The 23931-nt window shown below is 67.1% G+C and carries 21 protein-coding genes; 14 read left to right on the forward strand and 7 right to left on the reverse strand.

Annotated elements, in window-relative coordinates:
* Nucleotides 1-191: 191 nt before the first annotated feature.
* Nucleotides 192-1307 (reverse strand): winged helix DNA-binding domain-containing protein, encoded by a 1116-nt coding sequence (locus tag ON32_RS11655; RefSeq protein WP_040790901.1) that lies wholly within the window; start codon nt 1305-1307, stop codon nt 192-194.
* A gap of 188 nt (nt 1308-1495) precedes the next feature.
* Here ON32_RS11655 and ON32_RS11660 point away from each other — a divergent pair, with 188 nt between their 5' ends.
* From ON32_RS11660 to nuoN, 14 genes are all read left to right on the forward strand, one after another.
* Nucleotides 1496-1906: an Rv3143 family two-component system response regulator gene (locus ON32_RS11660; RefSeq protein WP_040790902.1), complete on the forward strand. Its 411-nt coding sequence runs from the start codon at nt 1496-1498 to the stop codon at nt 1904-1906.
* 337 nt (nt 1907-2243) lie between these two features.
* Nucleotides 2244-2624, forward strand: a complete 381-nt coding sequence (locus ON32_RS11665; RefSeq protein ID WP_040790903.1) for an NADH-quinone oxidoreductase subunit A — start codon at nt 2244-2246, stop codon at nt 2622-2624.
* A 74-nt stretch (nt 2625-2698) separates the two neighbouring features.
* Nucleotides 2699-3253, forward strand: coding sequence for a NuoB/complex I 20 kDa subunit family protein (locus ON32_RS11670; protein WP_040790904.1), 555 nt, complete (start codon nt 2699-2701; stop codon nt 3251-3253).
* Nucleotides 3250-3972 carry an NADH-quinone oxidoreductase subunit C gene (locus tag ON32_RS11675; RefSeq protein WP_040790905.1) on the forward strand — a complete coding sequence of 241 codons (723 nt, stop codon included), beginning with the start codon at nt 3250-3252 and terminating at the stop codon, nt 3970-3972. The genes ON32_RS11670 and ON32_RS11675 overlap by 4 nt, the downstream gene beginning before the upstream one ends.
* A complete protein-coding gene (locus ON32_RS11680) occupies nt 3972-5366 on the forward strand; it encodes an NADH-quinone oxidoreductase subunit D (RefSeq protein ID WP_245550977.1) in 1395 nt (464 codons plus the stop codon). The genes ON32_RS11675 and ON32_RS11680 overlap by 1 nt, the downstream gene beginning before the upstream one ends.
* Entirely contained in the window at nt 5363-6082 is a 720-nt protein-coding gene (gene nuoE / locus ON32_RS11685; RefSeq protein WP_040790906.1) for an NADH-quinone oxidoreductase subunit NuoE, read from the forward strand. Before ON32_RS11680 ends, nuoE begins: the two co-directional genes overlap by 4 nt.
* A gap of 1 nt (nt 6083) precedes the next feature.
* Nucleotides 6084-7415, forward strand: coding sequence for an NADH-quinone oxidoreductase subunit NuoF (gene nuoF, locus ON32_RS11690; RefSeq protein WP_040790907.1), 1332 nt, complete (start codon nt 6084-6086; stop codon nt 7413-7415).
* Entirely contained in the window at nt 7412-9919 is a 2508-nt protein-coding gene (locus tag ON32_RS11695) for an NADH-quinone oxidoreductase subunit G (protein WP_051133146.1), read from the forward strand. Before nuoF ends, ON32_RS11695 begins: the two co-directional genes overlap by 4 nt.
* Complete coding sequence (nuoH, locus tag ON32_RS11700) at nt 9912-11720, forward strand: NADH-quinone oxidoreductase subunit NuoH (protein WP_040790908.1); 1809 nt, start codon at nt 9912-9914, stop codon at nt 11718-11720. Before ON32_RS11695 ends, nuoH begins: the two co-directional genes overlap by 8 nt.
* Entirely contained in the window at nt 11717-12541 is an 825-nt protein-coding gene (locus ON32_RS11705; RefSeq protein WP_040790909.1) for an NADH-quinone oxidoreductase subunit J, read from the forward strand. The genes nuoH and ON32_RS11705 overlap by 4 nt, the downstream gene beginning before the upstream one ends.
* Nucleotides 12538-12837 (forward strand): NADH-quinone oxidoreductase subunit NuoK, encoded by a 300-nt coding sequence (nuoK, locus tag ON32_RS11710; protein WP_040790910.1) that lies wholly within the window; start codon nt 12538-12540, stop codon nt 12835-12837. Before ON32_RS11705 ends, nuoK begins: the two co-directional genes overlap by 4 nt.
* A 1-nt stretch (nt 12838) precedes the next feature.
* Nucleotides 12839-14725 (forward strand): NADH-quinone oxidoreductase subunit L, encoded by a 1887-nt coding sequence (nuoL, locus tag ON32_RS11715; protein WP_040790911.1) that lies wholly within the window; start codon nt 12839-12841, stop codon nt 14723-14725.
* Nucleotides 14722-16350, forward strand: coding sequence for an NADH-quinone oxidoreductase subunit M (locus ON32_RS11720; protein WP_085995175.1), 1629 nt, complete (start codon nt 14722-14724; stop codon nt 16348-16350). Before nuoL ends, ON32_RS11720 begins: the two co-directional genes overlap by 4 nt.
* Nucleotides 16340-17962, forward strand: coding sequence for an NADH-quinone oxidoreductase subunit NuoN (gene nuoN / locus ON32_RS11725; RefSeq protein WP_040790912.1), 1623 nt, complete (start codon nt 16340-16342; stop codon nt 17960-17962). Before ON32_RS11720 ends, nuoN begins: the two co-directional genes overlap by 11 nt.
* Nucleotides 17963-18345: 383 nt before the next feature.
* Here the strand turns inward: nuoN and ON32_RS11730 are convergent, their stop codons facing one another.
* The 6 genes from ON32_RS11730 to ON32_RS11755 form a co-directional block, all read right to left on the reverse strand.
* Nucleotides 18346-18639, reverse strand: a complete 294-nt coding sequence (locus ON32_RS11730) for a hypothetical protein (RefSeq protein WP_174361629.1) — start codon at nt 18637-18639, stop codon at nt 18346-18348.
* Between the two features lie 251 nt (nt 18640-18890).
* Nucleotides 18891-19241, reverse strand: a complete 351-nt coding sequence (locus tag ON32_RS11735; protein ID WP_040790913.1) for a hypothetical protein — start codon at nt 19239-19241, stop codon at nt 18891-18893.
* Nucleotides 19242-19422: 181 nt separating this feature from the next.
* The gene (locus ON32_RS11740; protein WP_217998046.1) at nt 19423-20958 is read right to left on the reverse strand and encodes a copper resistance CopC/CopD family protein; all 1536 of its coding nucleotides are present in this window, start codon (nt 20956-20958) and stop codon (nt 19423-19425) included.
* 317 nt (nt 20959-21275) lie between these two features.
* Entirely contained in the window at nt 21276-22010 is a 735-nt protein-coding gene (locus tag ON32_RS11745; RefSeq protein ID WP_040790915.1) for a YcnI family copper-binding membrane protein, read from the reverse strand.
* A 23-nt stretch (nt 22011-22033) separates the two neighbouring features.
* Nucleotides 22034-22915 (reverse strand): ABC transporter ATP-binding protein, encoded by an 882-nt coding sequence (locus ON32_RS11750; RefSeq protein WP_051133148.1) that lies wholly within the window; start codon nt 22913-22915, stop codon nt 22034-22036.
* Entirely contained in the window at nt 22909-23925 is a 1017-nt protein-coding gene (locus ON32_RS11755) for an ABC transporter permease (RefSeq protein WP_040790916.1), read from the reverse strand. The genes ON32_RS11750 and ON32_RS11755 overlap by 7 nt, the downstream gene beginning before the upstream one ends.
* Between the last annotated feature and the right edge of the window lie 6 nt (nt 23926-23931).

A 23931-nucleotide genomic window follows, 5' to 3' on the forward strand; every position in this document is an offset into this window, starting at 1 on the left:
CATCCTTGCGGCGGGGTCTGGCACACAGCACCCGACCGTTGTCGATGTGCACCCAGGCCACCGTATCGATGAAGTCCGCACCCGATACTCCTGTCACCCGGGTAGCCTAACGAGGATCGCGTACCCGCATCTCGCGCTCCCGACGCCGAAAGCGACGACCGAGGTCGAGCGACATGGAATCGAGGCGCCCCTCACGCCGCGATACGCAGACCCAGTTCCGACTGCCCCAGCGCCACACCCACTCGCGTGACGGCCTCGTCCAGTCCGGCACGGGGCAGCGGCGCCCCGTCGAACATCTCCACCGCGACGGCCCCGTCGAGAATTTCCCAGGTGCCCGCGATCCGACCGCCCACCACGACCAGCGGCGCGATCCACCCCGCCGTCCGACTCACCGCTCGCCGATGCGCGGCCGGCAGCAGCGCGGTGTCGCCGGTACCGGGGCCCAGAACGTACTGGTCGAATCCGCCCAATAGATGCACCGAGGTCGCGGGATCGGTATCGAGGAGTTCGTCGACATCCGCGCGACGCAGATGGCCGCGGCGGCCTTCGACCTCGACTTCGATCAGTTCGTCCCCCAGATCGGCGAACCAGCGCCGCACGGTCGCCTTACGGTGGGCGCCCCGGGTGAGCCAGGCATCGAACGTGTCCGGAGTGGCGGGGCCGTAGACACCCAGGTAGGCGGGAATCACGATCGCCGCGGCCCGGTCCGGTTCCGGGAGGCCGGGCCAGTCGGGGATCGCCCGGGCGGGGGTGGTGAACGTGACCGCGTTACCGCGCATCGGCCCGTGGCACAACGCTCCCTGCCAGGCCAGGGGTTTGAGCAGCGTTCCCCACCCCGAGCCCAGATGTTCGGCCAACGGAGCGAGTTCCGGTTCGGTGACCAGTTCGGCGACCAGCTCCGCTCGGGTGAGTATCGCGGTGTCGAGCAGATGCGCGACCCTGTCGGCCAGTGTCGCCATCTGTGCCGGGGAGATGCCGAAATTACGCTGCCAGACCGGTTTCTCCCAGGTGCGCGCGGCGCCGACGAGACCGAGGCAGGCCGCCGCCAGATCCGGCGTCATGGCATGCAGTGTTCCCCGCATGGCCCAGGTCTTGATCAGCTCACCGGCGGCCAACGCGCGCCCCACCGCATCGCGTTCCGGGTGCTGCCGACGCAGCGCAACGGCCAGTTCCGCGGTGGAGGCCACCTGCGCCTGCACTCCGCACAGCCGCCGGGCCACCGCGACCGCGTCGTCCGCGGTCGGCGGGGCGACGAATTGTCGCCGTAACCGCCAGGCGAACACCTGCTCCCAGCCGACCCGGATCATCGACCCACCTTCCGCATCCGATGTCGTTGCATTTCGTCCGGTGCACCGGGCACCCCCGCATACCGTAGGCCGGCACACCGACACCGAGGGCGGGTGATATCGCCCGGCGACGCCCGGCCGGCACGGCGAAACGCATCGATCCGGCGAAGCTGCCCCCGCGGAGGCCGTAGCGGACGTACCATTCCGACGTGGCCGATACGAATCCCCCCACCACCCTGCGGGTTCTGGTCTACAGCAGCGATGCCGACACCCGGAGCCAGGTGATCCTGGCGCTGGGCAGACGGCCGCACCCCGCTCTACCGCCGTTCGACTACATCGAAGTGGCCACCGCACCGGTGGTGTTGCAGCACATGGACGCGGGTGAGGTCGATCTGGCCATTCTCGACGGTGAATCCACCCCCGTCGGCGGTCTCGGTGTCGCCAAACAGCTCAAGGACGAAATCGATAACTGCCCACCGCTGGTGGTGCTCACCGGCCGGGCCGATGACGCCTGGTTGGCGAGTTGGTCCCGTGCGGAGGCCATGGTCGCGCACCCCATCGATCCGTTCCGCCTCACCGAAACCGTGGTGGCGTTACTGCGGAACCGCTCGGCGGCCTGAAGCACATCCAGCCCCTTCCATGACCGTTCACGTGCCCTGATTAGCCTCGTTTGCTCATAAATGTCAGTTTCGAATTCGATCAAATGGGCTGTTGAAACCGTGATCGTGCAGCCGAAACGGTTGTAGGCTGTGCCGTAGCTCACATGAGCGCGGGAGATGACGCGATACCCCGCGACGCCAGATTCCCCCACAGCCCCGCCTCGTCGGACGAGCCACCCTCACCCGACGAGGCCATGAGGCGATCCGGCATTGCGGGGCACCCGCCACCCACCCGAACCCCATTGAGGACGGACGGCACAACCGCCCGCTCCAGTTCGCAAGGAGGGGAAGTGCAGTCGTGAACACCGAACTGCCGATACTGGTACTCGGCGCGGTCGCCGCCGCATTCGCCGTGGTCTCGGTGCTGATCGCGAGCCTGATCGGTCCGAAACGCTACAACCGAGCGAAACTACAGGCCTACGAATGCGGTATAGAGCCCACGCCCCACGCGGTCTCCGGGGGCCCGGGAAGTACGACGGGGCAACGTTTCCCGGTGAAGTACTACCTCACCGCGATGTTGTTCATCATCTTCGACATCGAGATCGTCTTCCTCTACCCGTGGGCGGTCCACATCGATGCGCTGGGGGTGTTCGGCCTGGTCGCCATGGCGTTGTTCATCGTCAACGTCTCGGTCGCCTACGCCTACGAATGGCGTCGCGGCGGCCTGGGCTGGGACTGACGCGCACGAACCGACAACCGATCCCCCGCGCCCGCGGGGGGTGCCCCCGTAGTCGACCCCCAGGAGTAACCGACATGGGTCTGGAAGAAAAACTGCCCAGCGGCTTCGTGCTCAGTACCGTCGAAGCCCTGGCGGGTTATATGCGCAAGGGTTCGCTGTGGCCGGCCACCTTCGGCCTCGCCTGCTGCGCCATCGAGATGATGTCCACCGGTGCCGGACGCTTCGACTCGGCGCGCTTCGGTATGGAGGTGTTCCGCGCCTCCCCTCGACAGGCCGATCTGATGATCGTCGCCGGTCGGGTGAGCCAGAAGATGGCACCGGTTCTACGGCAGGTCTACGACCAGATGACCGAGCCGAAATGGGTACTGGCCATGGGTGTCTGCGCCTCCTCGGGAGGCATGTTCAACAACTATGCCATCGTCCAGGGCGTAGACCATGTGGTGCCGGTCGACATCTACCTACCCGGCTGCCCCCCACGGCCGGAGATGCTGCTCAACGCGATTCTGGCGCTGCACGACAAGATTCAACGGACGCCGATGGGTGTGAACCGCGAAGAGGCCATCCGCGCCGCGGAACAGGCCGCACTGGCGGCCACGCCGACCATCCGCATGGAGGGCCTGCTGCGATGAGCGTCGACCACCCCGAAAACACCGGCACTTCCGGCGGATCCGCACACCCCGCCGACACCGACGCCGAGATCATCGGTGTCCGCCGCGGCATGTTCGGCGCATCCGACACCGAGGACACCTCCGGATACGGGCGACTGATCCGCAAGATCACCCTGCCCGGCAGTACCCCGCCACCGTACGGCGGTTACTTCGACACCATCGTCGAAGCACTGGAACATGCGCTGCCGTCGGGGATCGACTTCGAGACCGCCATCGAGAAGGTTGTGGTCGACCGCGACGAACTCACCCTGCACGTACGACGAGAACGGCTACCGACCGTGGCCCGCGCACTACGCGACGACCCGGCACTGCGGTTCGAACTCTGCCTCGGGGTCAGCGGCGTCCACTACCCGGAGGACACCGACCGCGAACTGCACGCCGTGTACCACCTGATGTCGATCACCCACGGTCGGCGAGTGCGCCTGGAGGTGTCCGTTCCCGACACCGATCCCCATATTCCGTCGCTGTACCGGGTGTATCCCACCACCGACTGGCACGAGCGGGAAACCTACGACTTCTTCGGTATCCGGTTCGACGGGCATCCCTCGCTCACCCGCATCACCATGCCCGACGACTGGCGCGGTCACCCCCAGCGCAAGGACTACCCGCTCGGCGGGATACCGGTCGAATACAAGGGCGCGCGCATCCCGCCGCCCGACGAGCGGAGGGCATACAGCTGATGAGCGAAATCGATATCAGGCCCGGTACCACCCCCGGGCAGGAGCGCGGCAACCCGAGCGGAAATCCCGGCGAACCCCCTCGCGCCGACGACACCACCGGACCGAACGAAGCACCTGTCGTCACCGTGGTGGGGCAGGACTGGAGCGATGTCGCCGAGGCCCTGCGCGGAGCGGGCGAGGAACGCATCGTCGTCAATATGGGTCCGCAGCATCCGTCGACCCACGGTGTGCTGCGGCTGATCCTGGAGATCGAGGGCGAGACCGTGGTCGAGGCCCGCTGCGGAATCGGCTACCTGCACACCGGGATCGAGAAGAACCTCGAATTCCGCACCTGGGCGCAGGGCGTCACCTTCGTCACCCGCATGGACTACCTGTCGCCGTTCTTCAACGAAACCGCCTACTGCCTCGGGGTGGAGAAACTGCTCGGCATCACCGAACAGATCCCCGAACGCGCCACCGTGGCGCGGGTCATGCTCATGGAGCTCAACCGGATCTCCTCGCATCTGGTGGCGCTGGCGACCGGCGGCATGGAACTCGGCGCACTCACCCCGATGCTGTTCGGGTTCCGGGAACGCGAACTCGTCCTCGACGTCTTCGAGGCCATCACCGGGCTGCGGATGAACCACGCCTACATCCGTCCCGGCGGACTCGCCCAGGACATCCCCGACGACGCCGTGACCAAGGTGCGCGAACTGCTGCAACTGATGCCGAAACGGTTGCGGGACATGGAGCACCTGCTCACCCACAACCCGATCTTCAAGGCCCGCACCTGCAATATCGGCTACCTCGATCTCACCGGCTGTATGGCACTCGGGATCACCGGCCCGGTCCTGCGCTCCACCGGGCTACCGCACGACCTGCGCAAGGCCATGCCCTACTGCGATTACCAAACCTACGAATTCGATATCCCCACCACCGACACCTGTGACTGCTACGGGCGCTACCTCATCCGGATCGAGGAGATGAAGGAGTCGCTGAAGATCGTCGAACAGTGCCTGGACCGGCTGCGGCCCGGGCCGGTGATGATCGAGGACCAGAAGATCGCCTGGCCCGCCGACCTCCAACTCGGCCCCGACGGTCTCGGCAACTCGCCCCGACACATCGGTCGGATCATGGGCACCTCCATGGAGGGGCTGATCCACCATTTCAAGCTCGTCACCGAAGGTATTCGGGTCCCCGCAGGCCAGGTGTACGTCGCGGTGGAATCGCCGCGCGGCGAACTGGGGGTGCACATGGTCAGCGACGGCGGCACCCGGCCCTATCGCGTGCACTACCGCGACCCCTCGTTCACGAATCTGCAAGCGGTGGCGGCCATGTGCGAAGGCGGGATGGTCGCCGATGTGATCGCCGCCGTGGCAAGTATCGATCCCGTCATGGGCGGAGTGGACCGATGACCGAAATACTGTTGCGTCTGAGCACCCGGCCGGAACCCTTCCCGGCCGAGGTCCGAGCGCGTCTGGAACCGGACGCGAAACAGATCATCGCCCGATACCCGCAGCCGCGGTCGGCGCTACTGCCGCTACTACACCTGGTACAGGCCGAAGAAGGGTATGTCAGCGGTGCCGGTATCGACTTCTGCGCCGAACAACTCGGTCTCACCGCCGCCGAGGTCACCGCGGTGGCCACCTTCTACTCGATGTACCGGCGCACCCCCACCGGCGACTACCACGTGGGGGTGTGCACCAACACCCTGTGTGCCGTCCTGGGCGGGGACGCCATCCTCGCCGCCCTGCGCGAACACCTGGGCATCGAGCACGGACAGACCACCGAGGACGGCACCATCACCCTCGAACACATCGAGTGCAACGCGGCCTGCGACTACGCCCCCGTCGTCATGGTGAACTGGGAGTTCTTCGACAACCAGACCCCGGAATCGGCGCGGGCCCTCGTCGACGCCCTACGCCGCGGCGACACCGTGACCCCCACCCGCGGCGCACCGCTGTGCACCTTCCGAGAGACCGCCCGCATCCTGGCCGGTTTCCCCGACGAACGCCCCGGAGCCCTCGACGGCGAACCGGGCGCTCCCACACTCGCCGGGGTGGACCTCGCGCGCGAACACGGGATGAGCGCGCCCGACCCCGCCGACACCGATCCCACCAGGGGTGCGTGATATGACGACGCTGACACCCGTACTCAGCCGGAACTGGGGCCGACCGCGTTCGTGGACCCTGGACGCCTATCGCGCACACGACGGATACCGGGCCCTGCCGATCGCCCTGGGCATGTCCCCCGACGAGGTCATCCAAACGGTCAAGGACGCGGGATTGCGCGGCCGCGGCGGCGCCGGATTCCCCACCGGAATGAAATGGGGTTTCATCCCGCAGGCCCCCGAACCCGACGGCAGCGTCAAACCCCACTACCTGGTGGTCAACGCCGACGAATCCGAGCCGGGGACCTGCAAGGACATCCCCCTCATGCTCGCCGAACCGCATGCGTTGATCGAAGGGGTGATCATCGCCGCCTACGCCATCCGCGCCGGACACGCCTTCATCTACCTGCGCGGCGAGGTCGTTCCCGTACTGCGCCGCCTACAGGCGGCGGTCGCCGAGGCCTACGCCGCCGGGTTGCTGGGCCGAAATATCCTCGGCTCCGGCTACGACCTCGAACTGATCGTGCACGCCGGCGCAGGGGCCTATATCTGCGGTGAGGAGACAGCGCTGCTGGATTCCCTCGAGGGCCGCCGCGGTCAGCCCCGACTACGACCGCCGTTTCCCGCGGTGGCGGGTCTTTACGCGAGCCCGACCGTGGTCAACAATGTCGAATCCATCGCCAGCGTGCCACCCATAATCCGCAACGGCACCGCCTGGTTCCGATCCATGGGCAGCGAGAAATCCCCCGGATTCACCCTGTACTCGCTGTCCGGCCACGTCACCCGACCGGGCCAGTACGAGGCCCCGCTGGGGATCACCCTGCGGGAACTGCTCGACTACGCCGGCGGTGTCCGCGCCGGCCATGATCTGAAGTTCTGGACCCCCGGCGGCTCGTCCACCCCCCTGCTCACCGCCGAACACCTCGATATTCCCCTGGACTACGAGAACGTGGCCGCCGCCGGCTCCATGCTCGGCACCAAGGCGCTGCAGATCTTCGACGAAACCACCTGCGTGGTACGAGCGGTTCTGCGCTGGACGGAGTTCTACGCACACGAATCCTGCGGTAAGTGCACACCGTGCCGGGAAGGCACCTATTGGCTGGTTCAGCTGCTCACCCGACTCGAGGCCGGTAAAGGCACCGAGGCCGACCTGGAGAAACTGAACGACATCTGCGACAACATCAACGGCAAATCGTTCTGCGCCCTCGGCGACGGCGCCGCCAGTCCGATCATCTCCTCACTGAAGTATTTCCGCGACGAGTACCTCGAGCATCTACGGCACGGCGGCTGCCCGTTCGACCCCGCCCGCAGCACCGCCTGGGCCGACGCCGCGCCCGGAGAGGGAGTCCGATGACCGCCACCGTCCGCACCGACACCAGCAGCAGCCGGCCCGCCGACCTGGTCACCGTCACCATCGACGGCACCACCGTCAGCGTTCCCGCGGGCACCCTGCTCATCCGCGCCGCGGAGCTGATCGGCATCCAGATCCCCCGCTTCTGCGACCATCCACTCCTCGACCCGGTCGGCGCCTGCCGCCAATGCCTGGTGGAGGTGGAGGGACAACGCAAACCGGTGGCCTCCTGCACCGTGGCCGTCACCGACGGGATGGTCGCGCACACCCAGCTCGGTTCCCCGGTCGCCCGGAAGGCCCAAGAGGGTGTGATGGAGCTGCTGCTGATCAACCATCCGCTGGACTGCCCGATCTGCGACAAGGGCGGCGAATGCCCATTGCAGAACCAGGCCATGTCCACCGGACGACCCGAAACCCGATTCGAGGGCACCAAACGCACCTATCCCAAACCCATCCCGCTGTCCAGCGCAGTGCTGCTGGACCGGGAACGGTGTGTTCTGTGCGCCCGCTGCACCCGGTTCTCCCAGCAGATCGCGGGTGATCCCTTCATCGAACTGCTGGAGCGTGGGGCATTACAACAGGTCGGCACCGCCGACGCCGAACCCCTCAACTCCTATTTCTCCGGCAACACCGTGCAGATCTGTCCGGTCGGGGCGCTCACCGGCACCAGTTACCGGTTCCGCGCCCGCCCGTTCGATCTGGTGTCCAGCCCGAATATCTGCGAACACTGCGCCTCGGGCTGCGCCCAACGCACAGACCACCGTCGCGGTAAGGTCCTGCGCCGGCTGGCCGGCGACGACCCGCAGGTGAACGAGGAATGGAATTGCGACAAGGGCCGCTGGGCATTCGCCTACGGCACCGAACCCGATCGGATCACCACCCCGCTGCTGCGCGGCCCCGACGGTGAACTGGCCCCCTGCTCCTGGTCCGAGGCCCTCGCCGCCGCCGCACGTGGTCTGCGGGCGGCGTCCGACGGTGTGGGGGTGCTGGTCGGCGGCCGGGCCACCCAGGAAGACGCCTACGCCTACGCCAAGTTCGCCCGCGTCGTGCTGGGGACCAACGATATAGATTTCCGGGCCCGCCTCCATTCCGCCGAGGAGGCCGACTTCCTCGCCGCTCGCGTCGCGAACCGGGCCGGCGGGGTGAGCTACGACGGGCTGGCCGCCGCACCGGTCGTGCTGCTCGTCGACTTCGAGCCCGAAGAAGAATCGCCGATCGTCTATCTGCGTCTGCGTAAGGCGGCCCGCACCCGCAACCTGCGGATCTACTCCCTGGCCGCCTACGCCTCCCGCGGACTGGAGCGTATGTCGGGCACACTCATCCCGACGATCCCGGGCGACCAGGCCCGGCTGTTGGACATCATTCGGGCATGCGGCTCCCCCGACGGCAACCCGAACCCGGGTCACCACTCGGAACTCGACACCGTATTCGCCGAACTCGGCCGGCTGCTTCGCCAACCGGGTGCGGTGGTCATGGTCGGAGAACGTGCCGCCGCCGCACCCGGCACCCTGTCGGCGACGGCACGACTGGCCGACGAGACCGGCGCCGCCCTGGCCTGGGTGCCGCGCCGGGCCGGTGAACGCGGCGCGGTGGCGGCCGGTGCGCTGCCCGACCTGCTGCCGGGCGGGCATCCGCTGATCGACGCCCGCGCCCGCAGCCGGGTCGGTGCGGTGTGGAACATGCCGGAGCCGCCCACCGAACCCGGACGCGATACCGACGGTATCCTCGCCCGCGCCTCCGCCCGACGCGCACTCCTCGTCGGCGGTGTGGAACTCGCCGACCTGCCCGATCCACACCGGGCCCGGACCGCGATCGACATCACCGGTTTCGTCGTCGCACTCGAACAGCGGCACAGCGAGGTCACCGCCCGCGCCGATGTGGTCTTCCCGGTGGCCACGGCCATGGAGAAATCCGGCACATTCCTCACCTGGGAGGGCCGTCCACGTCCCTTCGACACCGCCCTGGGCGAAAGCACCGTCCGGCGCGCCGCGGCACCGCTGTCCGACCAACGGGTCCTGCACGCCCTCGCCGCCGAGATGGGCGTATCACTGGGACTGCCCGATACCGCCGCCGCCCGTGCCGAACTCGCCCGAATCGGCACCTGGGACGGGCCGCCACCACCCGACCCCACCCGGCTTCCCGACCCGCTTCCCCGCCCCGAACCCGGCACCGCCGTCCTGACCGGCTGGCGGATGCTGCTGGACCGGGGACGTATGCAGGACGGGGCACCCGATCTGGCCGGCACCGCCCGACCACCGGTGGCGCGACTGTCCGCAACCACCGCGGCGGAAATCGGCGCCCGTGACGGCCATCCGATCACCGTGCACACCGACAACGGTGCGATCACCCTTCCCCTGACCGTCACCGAGATGCCCGACCGGGTGGTGTGGCTACCACTGAACTCGCCCGGATCCACGGTGTACGCCGACCTGGGCGCCCGACCCGGTGAGGTCGTGACCCTACGACGCGCCGACGAGCGGACGGAGGAGGAACACCCCCATGTATGACCTGTCGCTCTTCGGCCACGACCCCCTGTGGCTGGTTGTCGCCAAAGCGATCGCCATCTTCATCTTCCTCCTGCTCACCGTGCTGTTCGGGGTGCTCGTCGAACGCAAGGTGGTGGCCTGGATGCAGATGCGCGTCGGCCCGAACCGCGTCGGCCCCAAAGGACTGCTGCAAAGCGCTGCCGACGGGGTGAAGATGGCGTTCAAAGAGGACATCGTCCCCGCCATCGTGGACAAACCGATCTTCGTCCTCGCCCCCGTCATCGCGGTGATCGCGGCGGTTATGGCCTTCGCGGTGATCCCGTTCGGTCCCGAGGTGTCCGTCCTCGGCCACACCACCGCACTCCAACTCACCGACCTGCCCGTCGGGGTGCTCTACATCCTGGCGATCACCTCCATCGGCGTCTACGGGATCGTGCTCGCCGGATGGGCATCCGGTTCGACATACCCGCTGCTGGGCGGGCTGCGCTCCACCGCCCAGGTCATCTCCTACGAAATCGCCATGGCCCTGTGCTTCGCCGCGGTGTTCCTACTCGGCGGCACCATGGCCACCTCCGGGATCGTCGCCGCGCAGGACGACACCTGGTACGTCTTCCTGCTGCTGCCGTCGTTCCTCATCTACTGCGTCTCCATGGTCGGCGAAACCAACCGGGCCCCGTTCGACCTCCCGGAGGCCGAAGGCGAGCTGGTCGGTGGTTTCCACACCGAATACTCGTCACTGAAGTTCGCCATGTTCATGCTCGCCGAATACGTGAACATGACCACGGTCTCGGCCCTGGCGACCACCATGTTCCTCGGCGGCTGGGCGGCACCGTGGCCGTTGAACCTGTGGTCGGGCGCGAACAGCGGCTGGTGGCCACTGCTGTGGTTCACCGCCAAGGTGTGGATGTTCCTGTTCGTGTTCATCTGGTTGCGCGGCACCCTGCCGCGACTGCGCTACGACCAGTTCATGAACCTGGGCTGGAAACTACTCATCCCTGTCTCGCTGCTGTGGGTGCTGCTGGTGGCTGCCGCCCGGGTCGCCGAAAACGAGGGCTACCACATCCGCACACCCGTCCTCGTCATCGGCGGTGTGGCGATCACCGCCGCGATGATCGGTCTGTTCCTGCGCGCCGGCCGTGCCCCCGCAACCGCACCACCGGCCGAACCCGCACCGGCCGAGCCGCGCGGTGACACCGAATCGTCCGGCGGCGAACCCGTCTTCCTCGGGTTCCCGGTGCCGCCGCTACCGGAGAACCCCACCCACATCCGCACCGAACCCGGTCTGCTGGAACCGCTCGCGGGTTTCGCGGTCACCGCCGCCACGATGTTCAAGAAACCCAATACGGAGTTCTATCCGGAACAGAAGGTGCCCACCGCGCCCCGCTACCACGGTCGCCACCAGCTCAACCGGTATCCGGACGGGCTGGAGAAATGCATCGGCTGCGAACTGTGCGCTTGGGCCTGCCCCGCCGACGCCATCTATGTGGAGGGCGCCGACAACACCGAGGATCAACGGTACTCCCCCGGCGAACGATACGGCCGCGTCTATCAGATCAACTATCTACGCTGCATCGGCTGCGGACTGTGTATCGAGGCCTGCCCGACCCGGGCGCTCACCATGACCAACGAGTACGAACTCACCGACGACAACCGCGCCGACCTCATCTACGAAAAGGACCGGTTGCTCGCCCCCCTCGAGCCGAGCATGCAGGCGCCCCCGCACCCCATGCAACCCGGCACCACCGAGGCCGACTACTACCTGGGCACCGTTCGCGGCGCCGAGGACCGGCCCACCGCGGCCGCGGAAGGAGGCACCCGATGATCCCGGGGAGCGCACTCGCCGCCGAACCACTCACCCACACCGGGACCGGCGAAACCGTGCAGTTCTGGATCCTGGCCCCCCTCGCCCTGATCGGTGCCCTCGGCACGGTATTCGCCGCCAAGGCCGTCTATTCGGCGATCTGCCTGGCCGCCACCATGATCTCACTGGCCGTCATGTACATCGCCCAGGACGCCCTGTTCCTCGGGGTGGTGCAGATCGTCGTCTACACCGGCGCGGTCATGATGCTGTTCCTGTTCGTCCTCATGCTCGTCGGCGTCGACTCGGCCGAATCGCTGCGCGAAACCCTACGCGGTCAACGAATCGCGGCCGTCGCGGTCGGTATCGGCTTCGGACTGCTGCTCGTCGCCGGTATCGCTCGCGGCATCCGCAACTCCGCGGTCGAATTCCCCGCCACCGGATTCGACGGACGCGAGGTGATCACCGAACTGGCCGAACTGATCTTCGTCCGCTATGTCTGGGCGTTCGAACTCACCGGCGCGCTGCTCATCACCGCCACCATCGGCGCCATGGTGCTCGCCCACCGGGAACGCTTCGGGCCGCGAACGGACCAGCGGGAACTGTCGCGCCGTCGATTCCGCGACCTCGAACACGGTCGCCCCACCCCGCTGCCCACCCCCGGCGTCTACGCCCGACACAACGCCGTCGACGTCCCCGCCCGACTACCGGACGGCTCCTTCGAGGAGCTGTCGGTCTCGACGATTCTGCGGCACCGCCGTACCCAGGCCCTCACCGAAGCCGCCGTCATCTCGGTGGGTTCGGCGAAGGGCGGCCCCGGCCACGACGAGGAAGGCACACGGTGAATCCGGAAAACTATCTGTTCCTATCCGCGCTGCTGTTCACCATCGGCGCTGCCGGGGTGCTGTTGCGGCGCAACGCCATCGTGGTGTTCATGTGCATCGAGCTCATGCTCAACGCGGTCAACCTGGCCTTCGTGGCCTTCGCCCGCATGCACGCGAATCTGGACGGTCAGGTGTTCGCGTTCTTCACCATGGTGGTCGCCGCGGCCGAGGTCGTGGTGGGTTTGGCCATCATCATCACCATTTTCCGCGCCCGTCGCTCGACCTCGGTCGACGACGCCAACCTGCTGAAGTTCTGACGTGGATACCGCAACGCTGTGGCTGCTGCCCGCCCTGCCCCTGGCCGGCGCCGCCGTACTGCTGCTCGTCGGACGCCGTACCGACGCGTGGGGCCACCTGCTCGCCACCTTCGCCGCGCTCGCATCCTTCGCGGTGGCGCTCATCGCCTTCGCCGATATGCTCGGCCGCGCCGAAACCGAACGTCCCATCGCGCTGACACTGTTCGAGTGGGTACCGGTCGGCGGCCTGCAGGTCGATTTCGGACTCCAACTCGATCAGCTGTCGATGTGCTTCGCACTGCTGATCACCGGGGTCGGTTCGCTCATCCACATCTACTCGGTCGGATATATGAGCGACGACCCCGGACGCCGCCGCTTCTTCGCCTACCTCAACCTGTTCCTCGCGGCCATGCTGCTGCTGGTGCTGGCGAACAACTACCTGGTGCTGTACCTCGGGTGGGAAGGTGTCGGCCTGGCCTCCTACCTGCTGATCGGCTTCTGGTACCACAAACCGTCGGCGGCCACCGCGGCCAAGAAGGCGTTCGTGGTCAACCGGGTCGGCGATATGGGTCTGGCACTGGCCATGATGGTCATGTTCTCCACTTTCGGCTCCATCGGTTTCGCCGACGTTTTCGGCGCCGCCGAAACCGCGAGCGACGGCACCCTCACCGCCATCGGATTGCTGCTGCTCCTGGCGGCCTGCGGTAAGTCCGCCCAGGTGCCGCTGCAGTCCTGGCTCGGTGACGCCATGGAGGGGCCCACCCCGGTGTCGGCGCTCATCCATGCCGCCACCATGGTGACCGCCGGCGTATACCTGATCGCCCGCTCCAACCCCGTCTACGACCTGGCCCCCACCGCGCGAACCGCGGTGGTGCTGGTCGGCGCGGTGACCCTGTTGTTCGGGGCGATCATCGGCTGCGCCAAGGACGACATCAAGAAGGCGCTGGCAGCCTCCACCATGAGCCAGATCGGTTACATGGTGCTCGCCGTCGGACTCGGCCCGGCCGGATACGCCGTCGCCATCATGCACCTGCTCACCCACGGCTTCTTCAAAGCGGGACTGTTCCTCGGCGCCGGGTCGGTGATGCACGCCATGAACGACGAAACCGATATGCGCCGCTACGGTGGCCTACGCACCCTCCTGCCCATCACCTATGTGACCTTCGGGCTCGGATACCTGGCCATTATCGGTGTGCCCCCGTTCGCCGGATTCTTCTCCAAGGATCGGATCATCGAGGCCGCCTTCGCCGCCGAAGGCGCCGCCGGTCCGATTCTCGGCGCCGTCACCCTGTTCGGCGCGGGACTCACCGCCTTCTACATGACCCGGGTGATGCTGTTGACATTTTTCGGGGAACGTCGCTGGAAACCGGACACCCATCCGCACGAGGCCCCCGCTGTCATGACCGGACCGATGATCCTACTGGCCATCGGCTCGGTGGCCTCGGGCGCGCTGTTCGTATGGGGTTCCGCACTCCAGCACTGGCTCGCACCCGTCGTCGGGGAACAGCACGGTGAGCCCGCGCTGCCCGTTCCGGTGATCACCGCCTCGGCGCTGCTCACAGTGGCCGCGGGCGTCGCACTCGCCTATGCGCGGTACGCGCGCGTCACAGTGCCCGAAACCGCACCGGAAACGGTGAGCGCGCTGACCGTCGCCGCCCGTCGTGACCTGTACGGGGACGCGGTCAACGAGGCCGTGTTCATGCGTCCCGGCCGGCATCTGACCCGTTCCCTGGTCTTCGTCGACAGTCGCGGTATCGACGGTCTGGTCAACGGGACGGCCGCGGCCATCGGCGGACTGTCGGCGCGAATCCGCCGGGTACAGACCGGTTTCGTCCGGTCCTACGCCCTGTCCATGTTGGCCGGCGCGGCCTTGGTGGCCGCCGCCCTACTGGCGGTGAGGATCTGGTGAACGCCATGCCCTGGTTGTCCATACTGTGGTTGCTTCCCGTGGCGGGTGCGGTGGTCGTCGGACTGCTACCCGCCGCCCACCAACTCGCGGCACGCTGGGTGGGCCTGCTCGCCTCGGTGACCGTCCTCGCGGTGGCGATCGGACTGGCCGTGGCCTTCGAACCGGGCGGCGAACACTTCCAGTTCGTCGAATCGGTCCGCTGGATACCGGCTTTCGGTGCCGGCTACACCCTCGGCGTGGACGGTATCGCCCTGGTGCTGATCCTGCTCACCACGGCGCTGGTGCCGGTGCTCATCGTCGCGGGCTGGCACGACGACCGCGCGGTCGGCACCGGCCGGCGGGTGGCGCACACCTACATCGCGCTCATCCTGCTGGTCGAGGCGATGGTGTTGGTCTCCTTCCTCGCCCTCGACATCCTGCTGTTCTACGTGTTCTTCGAGGCGATGCTCATCCCGATGTACTTCCTCATCGGTGGATTCGGGCCGCGCACCGACGCCGCGCAGATCCGCGGGCAGCGTTCCCGGGCGGCGGTGAAATTCCTGCTGTACAACCTGTTCGGCGGGCTCATCATGCTCGCCGCCGTCATCGGCCTGTACGTGCTCACCGTACGGGAGGGTCTCGGCGACGGTTCGGCAGGAACCTTCGATCTGCGCACCGTGATCGAGGCCGCGGGCAACGGCCAACTGGGCGCCGGTCCCGGGGTGCTCAACGCTCTGTTCCTGGGTTTCATGTTCGCCTTCGCAGTGAAGGCGCCACTGTGGCCGCTGCACACCTGGCTCCCGGATGCCGCGGTGGCCGCCACCCCGTCCAGCGCGGTGCTGATGATGGCGGTGGTCGACAAGGTCGGTACCTTCGGGATGCTGCGCTACTGTCTGCTGCTGTTCCCCGACTCCGCCCGGACCTACGCCCCGCTGGTCGTCGCCCTCGCCGTGATCGGCATCCTCTACGGCGCTCTGCTGGCCATCGGCCAGACCGATGTGATGCGACTGATCGCCTACACTTCCATCTCGCACTTCGGTTTCATCATTCTCGGCATCTTCGCCATGACCAGCCAAGGCCAGGCGGGGGCGACGCTGTACATGGTCAATCACGGCATCTCCACCGCGGCCCTGTTCCTGATCGCCGGATTCCTGGTATCGCGGCGCGGCACCCGCCTCATCGCAGACTACGGCGGTGTCCAGAAAGTGGCGCCGGTCCTGGCGGGCACCTTCCTCGTCGCGGGCCTGGCCACCCTGTCACTACCCGGGCTGGCACCATTCGTCAGCGAATTCCTGGTTCTGATCGGCACATTCGGTCGCTACCGGGTCGCGGCCGTGATCGCCACCGTCGCCCTGGTATTGGCGGCGATCTATGTGCTGTGGTTGTACCAGCGGATGATGACCGGTCCGGTGACCCAAGGCAACCACGGGATCAAAGACCTCGTCCCGCGGGAACTGGCCGTGGTGGTTCCACTCCTCGGCGCGCTCATCGTTCTCGGGGTATATCCGAAACCGATGCTGGAGTTCATCGATCCCGCGGTGGATCGGACCCTCACCACCATCGGCATCCACGATCCGCAACCCACCGCCCCGGTGACCCCGGAGGCGAGCTCGGCGAACACCGGAGGCGCGCACCATGAGCGGTGAACTCGAAATCGGGACGGTCCTGGCCGCGTCCGTCGCCACGCCCAGTATCGAATATCACGCGCTGGCGCCGATGCTCATCGTCTTCGGCGCCGCCGTACTCGGGGTGCTGGTGGAGGCGTTTCTACCGCGGCGAGTTCGCTACCCGGTCCATCTGGCGCTCACCATCACGGCACTCACCGTGGCGCTGGTGGCAGTGATCCTGTTGGCGGGAACGGAAACCTCCGCCGTAGGCGGTGCGGTCGTAATCGACGGAGTAACCCTTTTCCTACAGGGAACCCTGCTGGTCGTGGCGATTCTGGCGATACCGGTCCTGGCCGAACGCGGCCCGCTGCCCCGACCGCGTTCGGGCCCGGGAACCTGGAGTCGCGCCGCGGCCACCACCGCCTACGCGATGGATGCCTTCACCCCGCAGGCCTCGGCCGTGCCCGGAAGTTCGGCCGAACGGTCCGCCGAACGCGCCGGTGTCGATGCCACCGAGGTGTTTCCGCTCGTCCTGTTGGCACTCGGTGGTCTCCTGTTGTTCCCGGCGGCCGGCGATCTGCTCACTATGTTCGTGGCGCTCGAGGTGCTGTCACTGCCGCTGTATCTGCTGTGCGGACTGGCCCGGCGGCAGCGACTGCTGTCGCAGGAGTCGGCGATGAAGTACTTCCTGCTCGGCGCGTTCTCCTCCGCCTTCTTCCTGTACGGGGTAGCGCTGCTCTACGGGCAGGCGGGCACGGTACGCCTGCCCGGTATCGCCGATGCCATCGCCGCGGATGCCGGTGAGTCCACCTTTGCCCTGCTCGGGGTGGCGCTCCTGGCGGTCGGCCTGTTGTTCAAGATCGGCGCGGTACCATTCCAGGCCTGGGTGCCCGATGTGTACCAGGGCGCTCCGACGCCGATCACAGCGTTCATGGCGGCCGCCACCAAGATCGCCGCGCTCGGCGCGATGCTGCGCGTCCTGCACATCGCCGTCCCGGGCCTGGTCGACGATTGGCGGCCGGTACTCGCGGCCATCGCCGTCGCCACCATGCTGGTGGGCGCGATCATGGCCATTACCCAAACCGATGTGAAGCGCATGCTGGCGTACTCATCGATTGCGCACGCCGGTTTCCTGCTCACCGCACTGGTCGCCGCCAATGCGGCCGGTATTTCCTCGGTGCTGTTCTATCTCGCCGTCTACGGGGTCGGCACACTGGGCGCGTTCGCGCTGGTGGGCCTGGTGCGGGAAGCCGACGGCACCGAGGCCACCGCCCTGTCCCGGTGGGCCGGGCTGGGCCGGCGGGCACCGTGGCAGGCGGCGATCTTCGCGCTGCTGTTGCTGTCCTTCGCCGGGATCCCGTTGACCGGCGGCTTCGTAGCGAAGTTCGCCGTATTCCAGGCCGCGGCCGAGGGCGATGCCGCGGCCCTGGTGGTGGTTGGTGTACTCGCCAGTGCCATTGCGGCCTTCTTCTACATCCGGGTGATCGTGTTGATGTTCTTCACCGCCGAGCCCGCCGATGCCCCGGTGGTCACCGCTCCGAAGCCGACCACAACAGTGGTTGCTGTGACGGCCGTCGTCACGCTGGTGCTGGGCATCATCCCCCAACCGCTGCTGGACCTGGCCGAGCACGCCGGCACCTTCGTTCGGTAATCAATCGGGTGGCCGGTCGGCGGACCGGCCACCCTTCTCCTGTCGAATCCCGCCTCGAGAGCAGATTTCTACCGGCAAAAATGCGCAGGCAGTCCTTCTCACTCCTATGGCCTCACTCCTATGGCGGTATCGCGGCCGAGCAAGGATAGGGCAGCCGTAGAAGCGGCGAGTGCGGATCGATTCGGCCTAGGCGGTCATCTGTGCAATTTGCGAGTGCCACGGCACCTTTTGTGTGATCCGACGTCTCCCCAGGAATATCACATTTCAAAATGCGCATATCTTGGTATCGGCAATTTTTCTACTACCCACGATATTCCCTCCCCGGACCCACGGAACGCGTGACTCTCGCCGCCGATGGCGGCGAGATATCGAGAAACGGATCGTCAGATGACAAAGGCGTCCATGATACTGCCCGCGCTCGTCGCAATCGTGCCGCCGAGCAATCCGCCCACGATCATCTTCGGCGAGGCCAGCGCCCCACCGTTCCACTTCTCCCAGGCGAACCGCCCGCCGGCGAAGGTGATCCCCATGATTCCGGATAGCAGGGCGAACCAGGTGAAGTAGCGAACGAGCCCGAGGATCTCGGCCGACAGCGGCGGCGCCTCGGGCGTCGTATCGGCGACCTGAGCGACGGCCGTGCCCGTAAGAACCATGTCGTGTAGTGCGTACACCATCATGCTCACCCCGATAACGGGTCGTCGGATCATATGGAGCATCTGACACAGAAGAACAGCAAAAGTATCCGGTCCGCCGTCTACCAGCGTCAATCGGTAATTCGCCCAGCACCCTTGACGGCATACGGCCCATCGAACGAAACGCACGCCGCGGTATCGCCCGCCGCCCCCGCGGCGACGGCCGGGCGCACGACCGCGAAACGAAAAGCGGTGCCGACGTCCGCACGGTTTCACGTCGGCACCGCGCGAGATCGTCAGGTCCAGAGCGCGGCGATCAGCACATTGACGATGCCCAAACCGCCCGCTGCATGCGTCATCCAGGCAAGTTCCTTACCACGTTTCGCCTCCGCACGACCCATTTCGGCGAAGGCGGCGACCAGGAAGGCAACCACGAGCTTGACACCGATCTTCACCATGTTCAGATCCTTGTCGAGCGAGTCGATGGCCTCGGCCATTCCCACCAGGACCAGACCGGTGAGGATCTGCAGGCGCGCGCCCCAGACCATGAGGGAGTTGACGGTGGGTTGCCCGGCCGCATAACCGCCGACCAGCGCCGCCATACCGAGCAGGTGCGTAACGAGCACGGCGTTGTAGACGAAATCCATAGAGTAGAACGCTACTCGATCACACAGCCTTCTACTACATGTGGTCGTAATCAGTGGGATATGCTTCGACCTCCGCGCCGGCCGGCGGTTCTCACACTCCACACCGGCCATATCGAACTCTGAAACCGCGATACCCTCTGCTCCTCTGGGCCCGGGGCGTGGCTTGTTTCGGACACAGTGCTCACCACACCCGGTATTCGACGGTCCCGGTATAACCCGTGGCCCGTCCGGTGATCACGGTCAGCCGCAGAGACCACCGACCGGCCAACGGGACATGGGTGGGGCGGGACACGAAATAGTGGGGGGCGAGCTCCACCGGTTCGACCCGACGAAAAGCGATATCAATCGGTCCCAGATCACCGTCCGCACGGACGAGGCGGGCGGTGACCTCGGACGCATCGATCGGGTGACCATCCGTGTCGTACAGGCGAACCGTCAGTTCCTGTTTCCCCGCCGCCGCACCGTCCACGGCGATATCCGCGCGCACCGGCCCCAAGTCGATGACCAGGGTGGTCGGGGGATCATAGGCATCACGTGCGGGCGTGACCCCGGCCAGCGCGGCCGTGACCGCCAGCACGGCCAGCTGCGCACCCAACTCGACCCGCACCACCACCGTGGGATTCGCGCGGCTGCGGACCATTCTATGGGCGATCGCCGCCGCGACGACGGCGACAAGCACCAGGACGAGCTTCAGCAACAGCAGCCGTCCCCAGTCGGTGGCCCATAGTGCGGGCACGGGATACACCGAACGCCAGGCCTGATAGGTACCTGTGATCGCGAGTACCGCAACGGCGCCCAGCGCGATACCGCCGAACCGGGACGGCCATGCGATCGGTCCGGCGCGGCGCCACACCAGCACTGCGAGGACGAGACCACCCACCCACACCGACATGGCGACCAGATGCGCGACCGTAGCGGCGATCGCGGCGTATCGTTCCGGTCCGGAGATGGCGTGGCCCGCGAATACGGTCGATCCCACGATCACCGGTACCGCCATCGACAACGCGACCCGGCGGGCCGGGAACACCGCGGGCACGACGGCGGCCACCGCTCGGACCAGCATCGCCACCCCCGGCGTCGAGGTGACCGCCTGCCACCACACCCGAGGGTCGGTCCATCCGTCCGCAGCGCCGAGCCGGGCGGGTATCGCCGCCACGATGAGCATCGAGCTCACCGCAGTTGTGACGGCACCGATCCTGATCAGTTGCGCCACCGCCGGAGCGAAAACCCGGTCCCGGTGGCCGAGCCGGGCCACGACGGGGATACCGACCACCAGCGCCATACCGAGATACGCGAAACCGGCGAGGATGCGAACCACCGTGTCCGCGGCAACCGATACCGGATCGCGCGGCGGGTCGCCCGAGGTCGTATCGGGAGATACCCCGATACCGAAGACGCTGGACCCACCGACCGTATGCCCGTCGGCCGACAGCACCGTCCAGCCGAGCAGATAGGTGCCGTCCGGCAGGTCCGGGAACAGAGCAACCGAAACGGTGTGCGCGTTGTCCGCGTAGACCGGCTCACCGGTGTCGACTCGTCTTCCGTCGCCGTCGACCACCGTGATCCCCGTATCCGCCACCGTCACGGGTTCGTCGAACATCACCGAGACCTGTCGCGGTGTGGTGTCGACGGTCGCCCCATACGCGGGGTCGGTGCCGACGAGCGCGGCATGGGCCGCCGCCGGTGCGGTGGCCCACCAGAGGAGGGCCACCGCCATGACGAGCACCGCCGCAATCCGAGGCCTCGTTCCCGAACCGACCGCCCGGCGAACGAACGGAGCCCATCGGGCCCTTCGACCGGGCCGCGGACGGAGCGGAAATACGATCCGGTACCCCGAGCCCGATGAGCCGAAAACGCGCACCGCTCCGATACGCCGGGATCCGGGCGATATCGCCGACCACACCCGCGCATTCGGCGGGATCCGGTATGTCGCGGTCGGATCGTTTCCTCCCGACGCACGGGTCGGTTGCTCACCTTCGTCCCGAAATCCGCGGGTACCACCGTGGTGCGGGTGGGCGGCCACAACCGGTTCGCTCATTCGGCGGACTTGCGGCGCGCCAGGGGCAGTCCGGCGAGCACGAGCGACAGTCCGGCGAGCACGAGCGCGACGAACGCGACGACCAATGCCAACCGGCCGATCCCGGTGTCGTCGGCATTCGGTTCGTCGTGTCCCGGATTCACATCGGTGGTTTCCCGCTCTCGCGCCGCACCGTGCGCATGGTCGGAGGCGGGGTCGGAGAGCCGCAGGATCGGAGCGGGTTTATCCGGTTCGGTGCCGTCGAAACTCTGTTCCACCCAGGAGACGACGGTGCCATCGCTGTAGGTCTGGATCGTGGGCAGCGCCAATGTGGGCACCGCGGGCAATGGACCCACCTGCAGGCGGAACTCGGCGAACTCGCCGGGATGGATCGCGGACGCCTCGTCGCGGGCGCGGAAGGTCACCGAGGAGACAGCCTCGGTGACAGTGCCGCCGTGGTCGTCGGTGACCGGAGTGGGCAGGGCGGTTCGGCGCACCGTGACCTCCCATCCCGGAGTGGTTTCGGCGCGGACCGTGGCCATGGGATACCGCTCGGGTAGAACCACTTCCAACGCCACCGTGCTCGCGGTCGTCGATTCGGTCGGAACCCGCAGGGTCACCACCGCGCTCCGCCCGGCCACCGCGTCCACGGCCGAGGCCGTCACATGGGCCGATGCCACTGCCGCCGTGACCGACTGCGCACCGGACACGACGAATGCGAGCAACACGGCGAACGCTCGTCGATACCTCATCGATCGACTCCCCGTACCGGCGCTCATCCGACGAACCCGCCCGATTGTCCGAGCAGCCCGAGAATATCGCGCCGCAGCCGCAGATAGTCGGGATCGTCGTGGTCACGCGGGCGCGGCAACTCGATGGGCAGATCCCGCACTATCTTTCCGGGGCGGGGCGTCAGTACGACCACCCGGTCGGCCAAGCGCAGTGCCTCGTCGACATCGTGGGTCACCAGGACCGCGGTGAAACCGTCCTGTTGCCACAGTCGCGCTATCTCGGTTTGCATCGTGGCCCTGGTCAGGGCGTCGAGCTTGCCGAGCGGTTCGTCCAGTAGGAAAAGCCGCGGCCGGTTCACCAGGGCCCGCGCCAACGCCACCCGCTGGGCCATACCCCCGGACAATTGCGCGGGAAACGCATCGCGGAAACCGTCGAGTCCGACGAGCGCCAATGTTTCGGCGATACGTTCCCGATCGGCGACCTGGGTGCCGCGGGCCTGCGGACCGAGTGCGATGTTCTGTTCCACGGTGCGCCAGGGGAACAGCGTCGGGTCCTGAAACATCAGGGCGCGATGCGGATGCGGTCCACGGATCGGATCGCCGTCGGCGCGTAGCTCACCGCGGGAGGGCCGCTCCAGGCCTGACAGCAACCGCAGCAGGGTGGATTTACCACAGCCGGACGGCCCGAGCAGCGCGACGAACTGGCCGGGTTCGATACGCAGCGATATGTTCGTCAGCACTCGCAGTCGCCCGAGTTCCTGGGCGCGGGTCGGGGTCGGCGCCGGACGTCCGAGCAGTCGATCCGCCAAGGTGCGTTTTCGCGCCGCGGCCACGCGGAACTGGTGGGACACCCCTTCGATCTCGATGGCGCTTCCGCGGACGACACCGGAATCGCCCACCAGGCCCCGCACATCGGAATTCACCATCGCACCAGGTCTTTCTCCCAGATCAGCACTCGGTTGCGTACTCGGAACAGCACCAGCATCAAAGTGCGGCAGACCACCACCATGATGATGATCGCGGCATACATGCGCGGATAGGCGGCCCACCCCTTGGTCCATTGGATGTACCATCCGAGTCCGTTGTCCACCCCGAGCAGTTCGGCGACGGCGAGCGCGCCGAGCGAGGCACCCAGCCCCATGAACAGTCCGGTGAAGATGCTCGGCAGCGCACCGGGTACCGCCACCCGCCAGATGAGAAACCGTTTGGACGCGCCGAGGGTTTGGGCGACGTCGAAATAGCCGCGGGGGACCCCGGCGATACCGGCCCTGGTGAGCACCGCGACCGGGAACCACACCCCGAAGGCGACCATGAAGACACTGCCGCTGTAGGTACTCGGGAACAGAACGAGCACCACCGGTAGCAGAGTGCCCGCGGGCACCGGCCCCGCGGTCTGGAGCACCGGGTTCCCCCAGTAGGACGCGATCTTCGACCAGCCCATGGCGATACCGGTGCTCACCCCCGCCACCGAACCGATGACGAACCCGGTCAGCAACAGGACCAGGGAATGCCAGGTGCTCGCGGCCAGAATCTCGGCATCGGTGTAGAACACCAGCAGCATCTGCTGCGGCGAGGCGAAATGCGGCGGCCGCAGCAATCCGGTTTTGGCGGTACCGAACTCCCACACCAGCATCCATACGCCGATGAGGCCGATCCACGGGGTCCGGTACCGCAGCCGCAGGGCGGCTTCCCGGTTCCGGTATCCGAACACGGCCCACCCGGTCAGGGCCACCGTCCACAGGGCGAAGAGGATGCCCACCGCCAGGGGGTCGGCGACGTCCAGGGCGTCCGGGACGAACAAGGTCGCCCCCGATGTGAGCACCCATATCGACCAGGTGCATACGAAGCCGAGGGTCGGTGGATAGCGTCTACGGCCGCCGCCGGTCGGGGGCGTCGGGGACCGTGGCACGGTGTCGATGGTGCTGGTGGTCGTCATAATGGC

Source organism: Nocardia paucivorans NBRC 100373, from assembly GCF_000308675.1.
GTDB lineage: Bacteria > Actinomycetota > Actinomycetes > Mycobacteriales > Mycobacteriaceae > Nocardia > Nocardia paucivorans.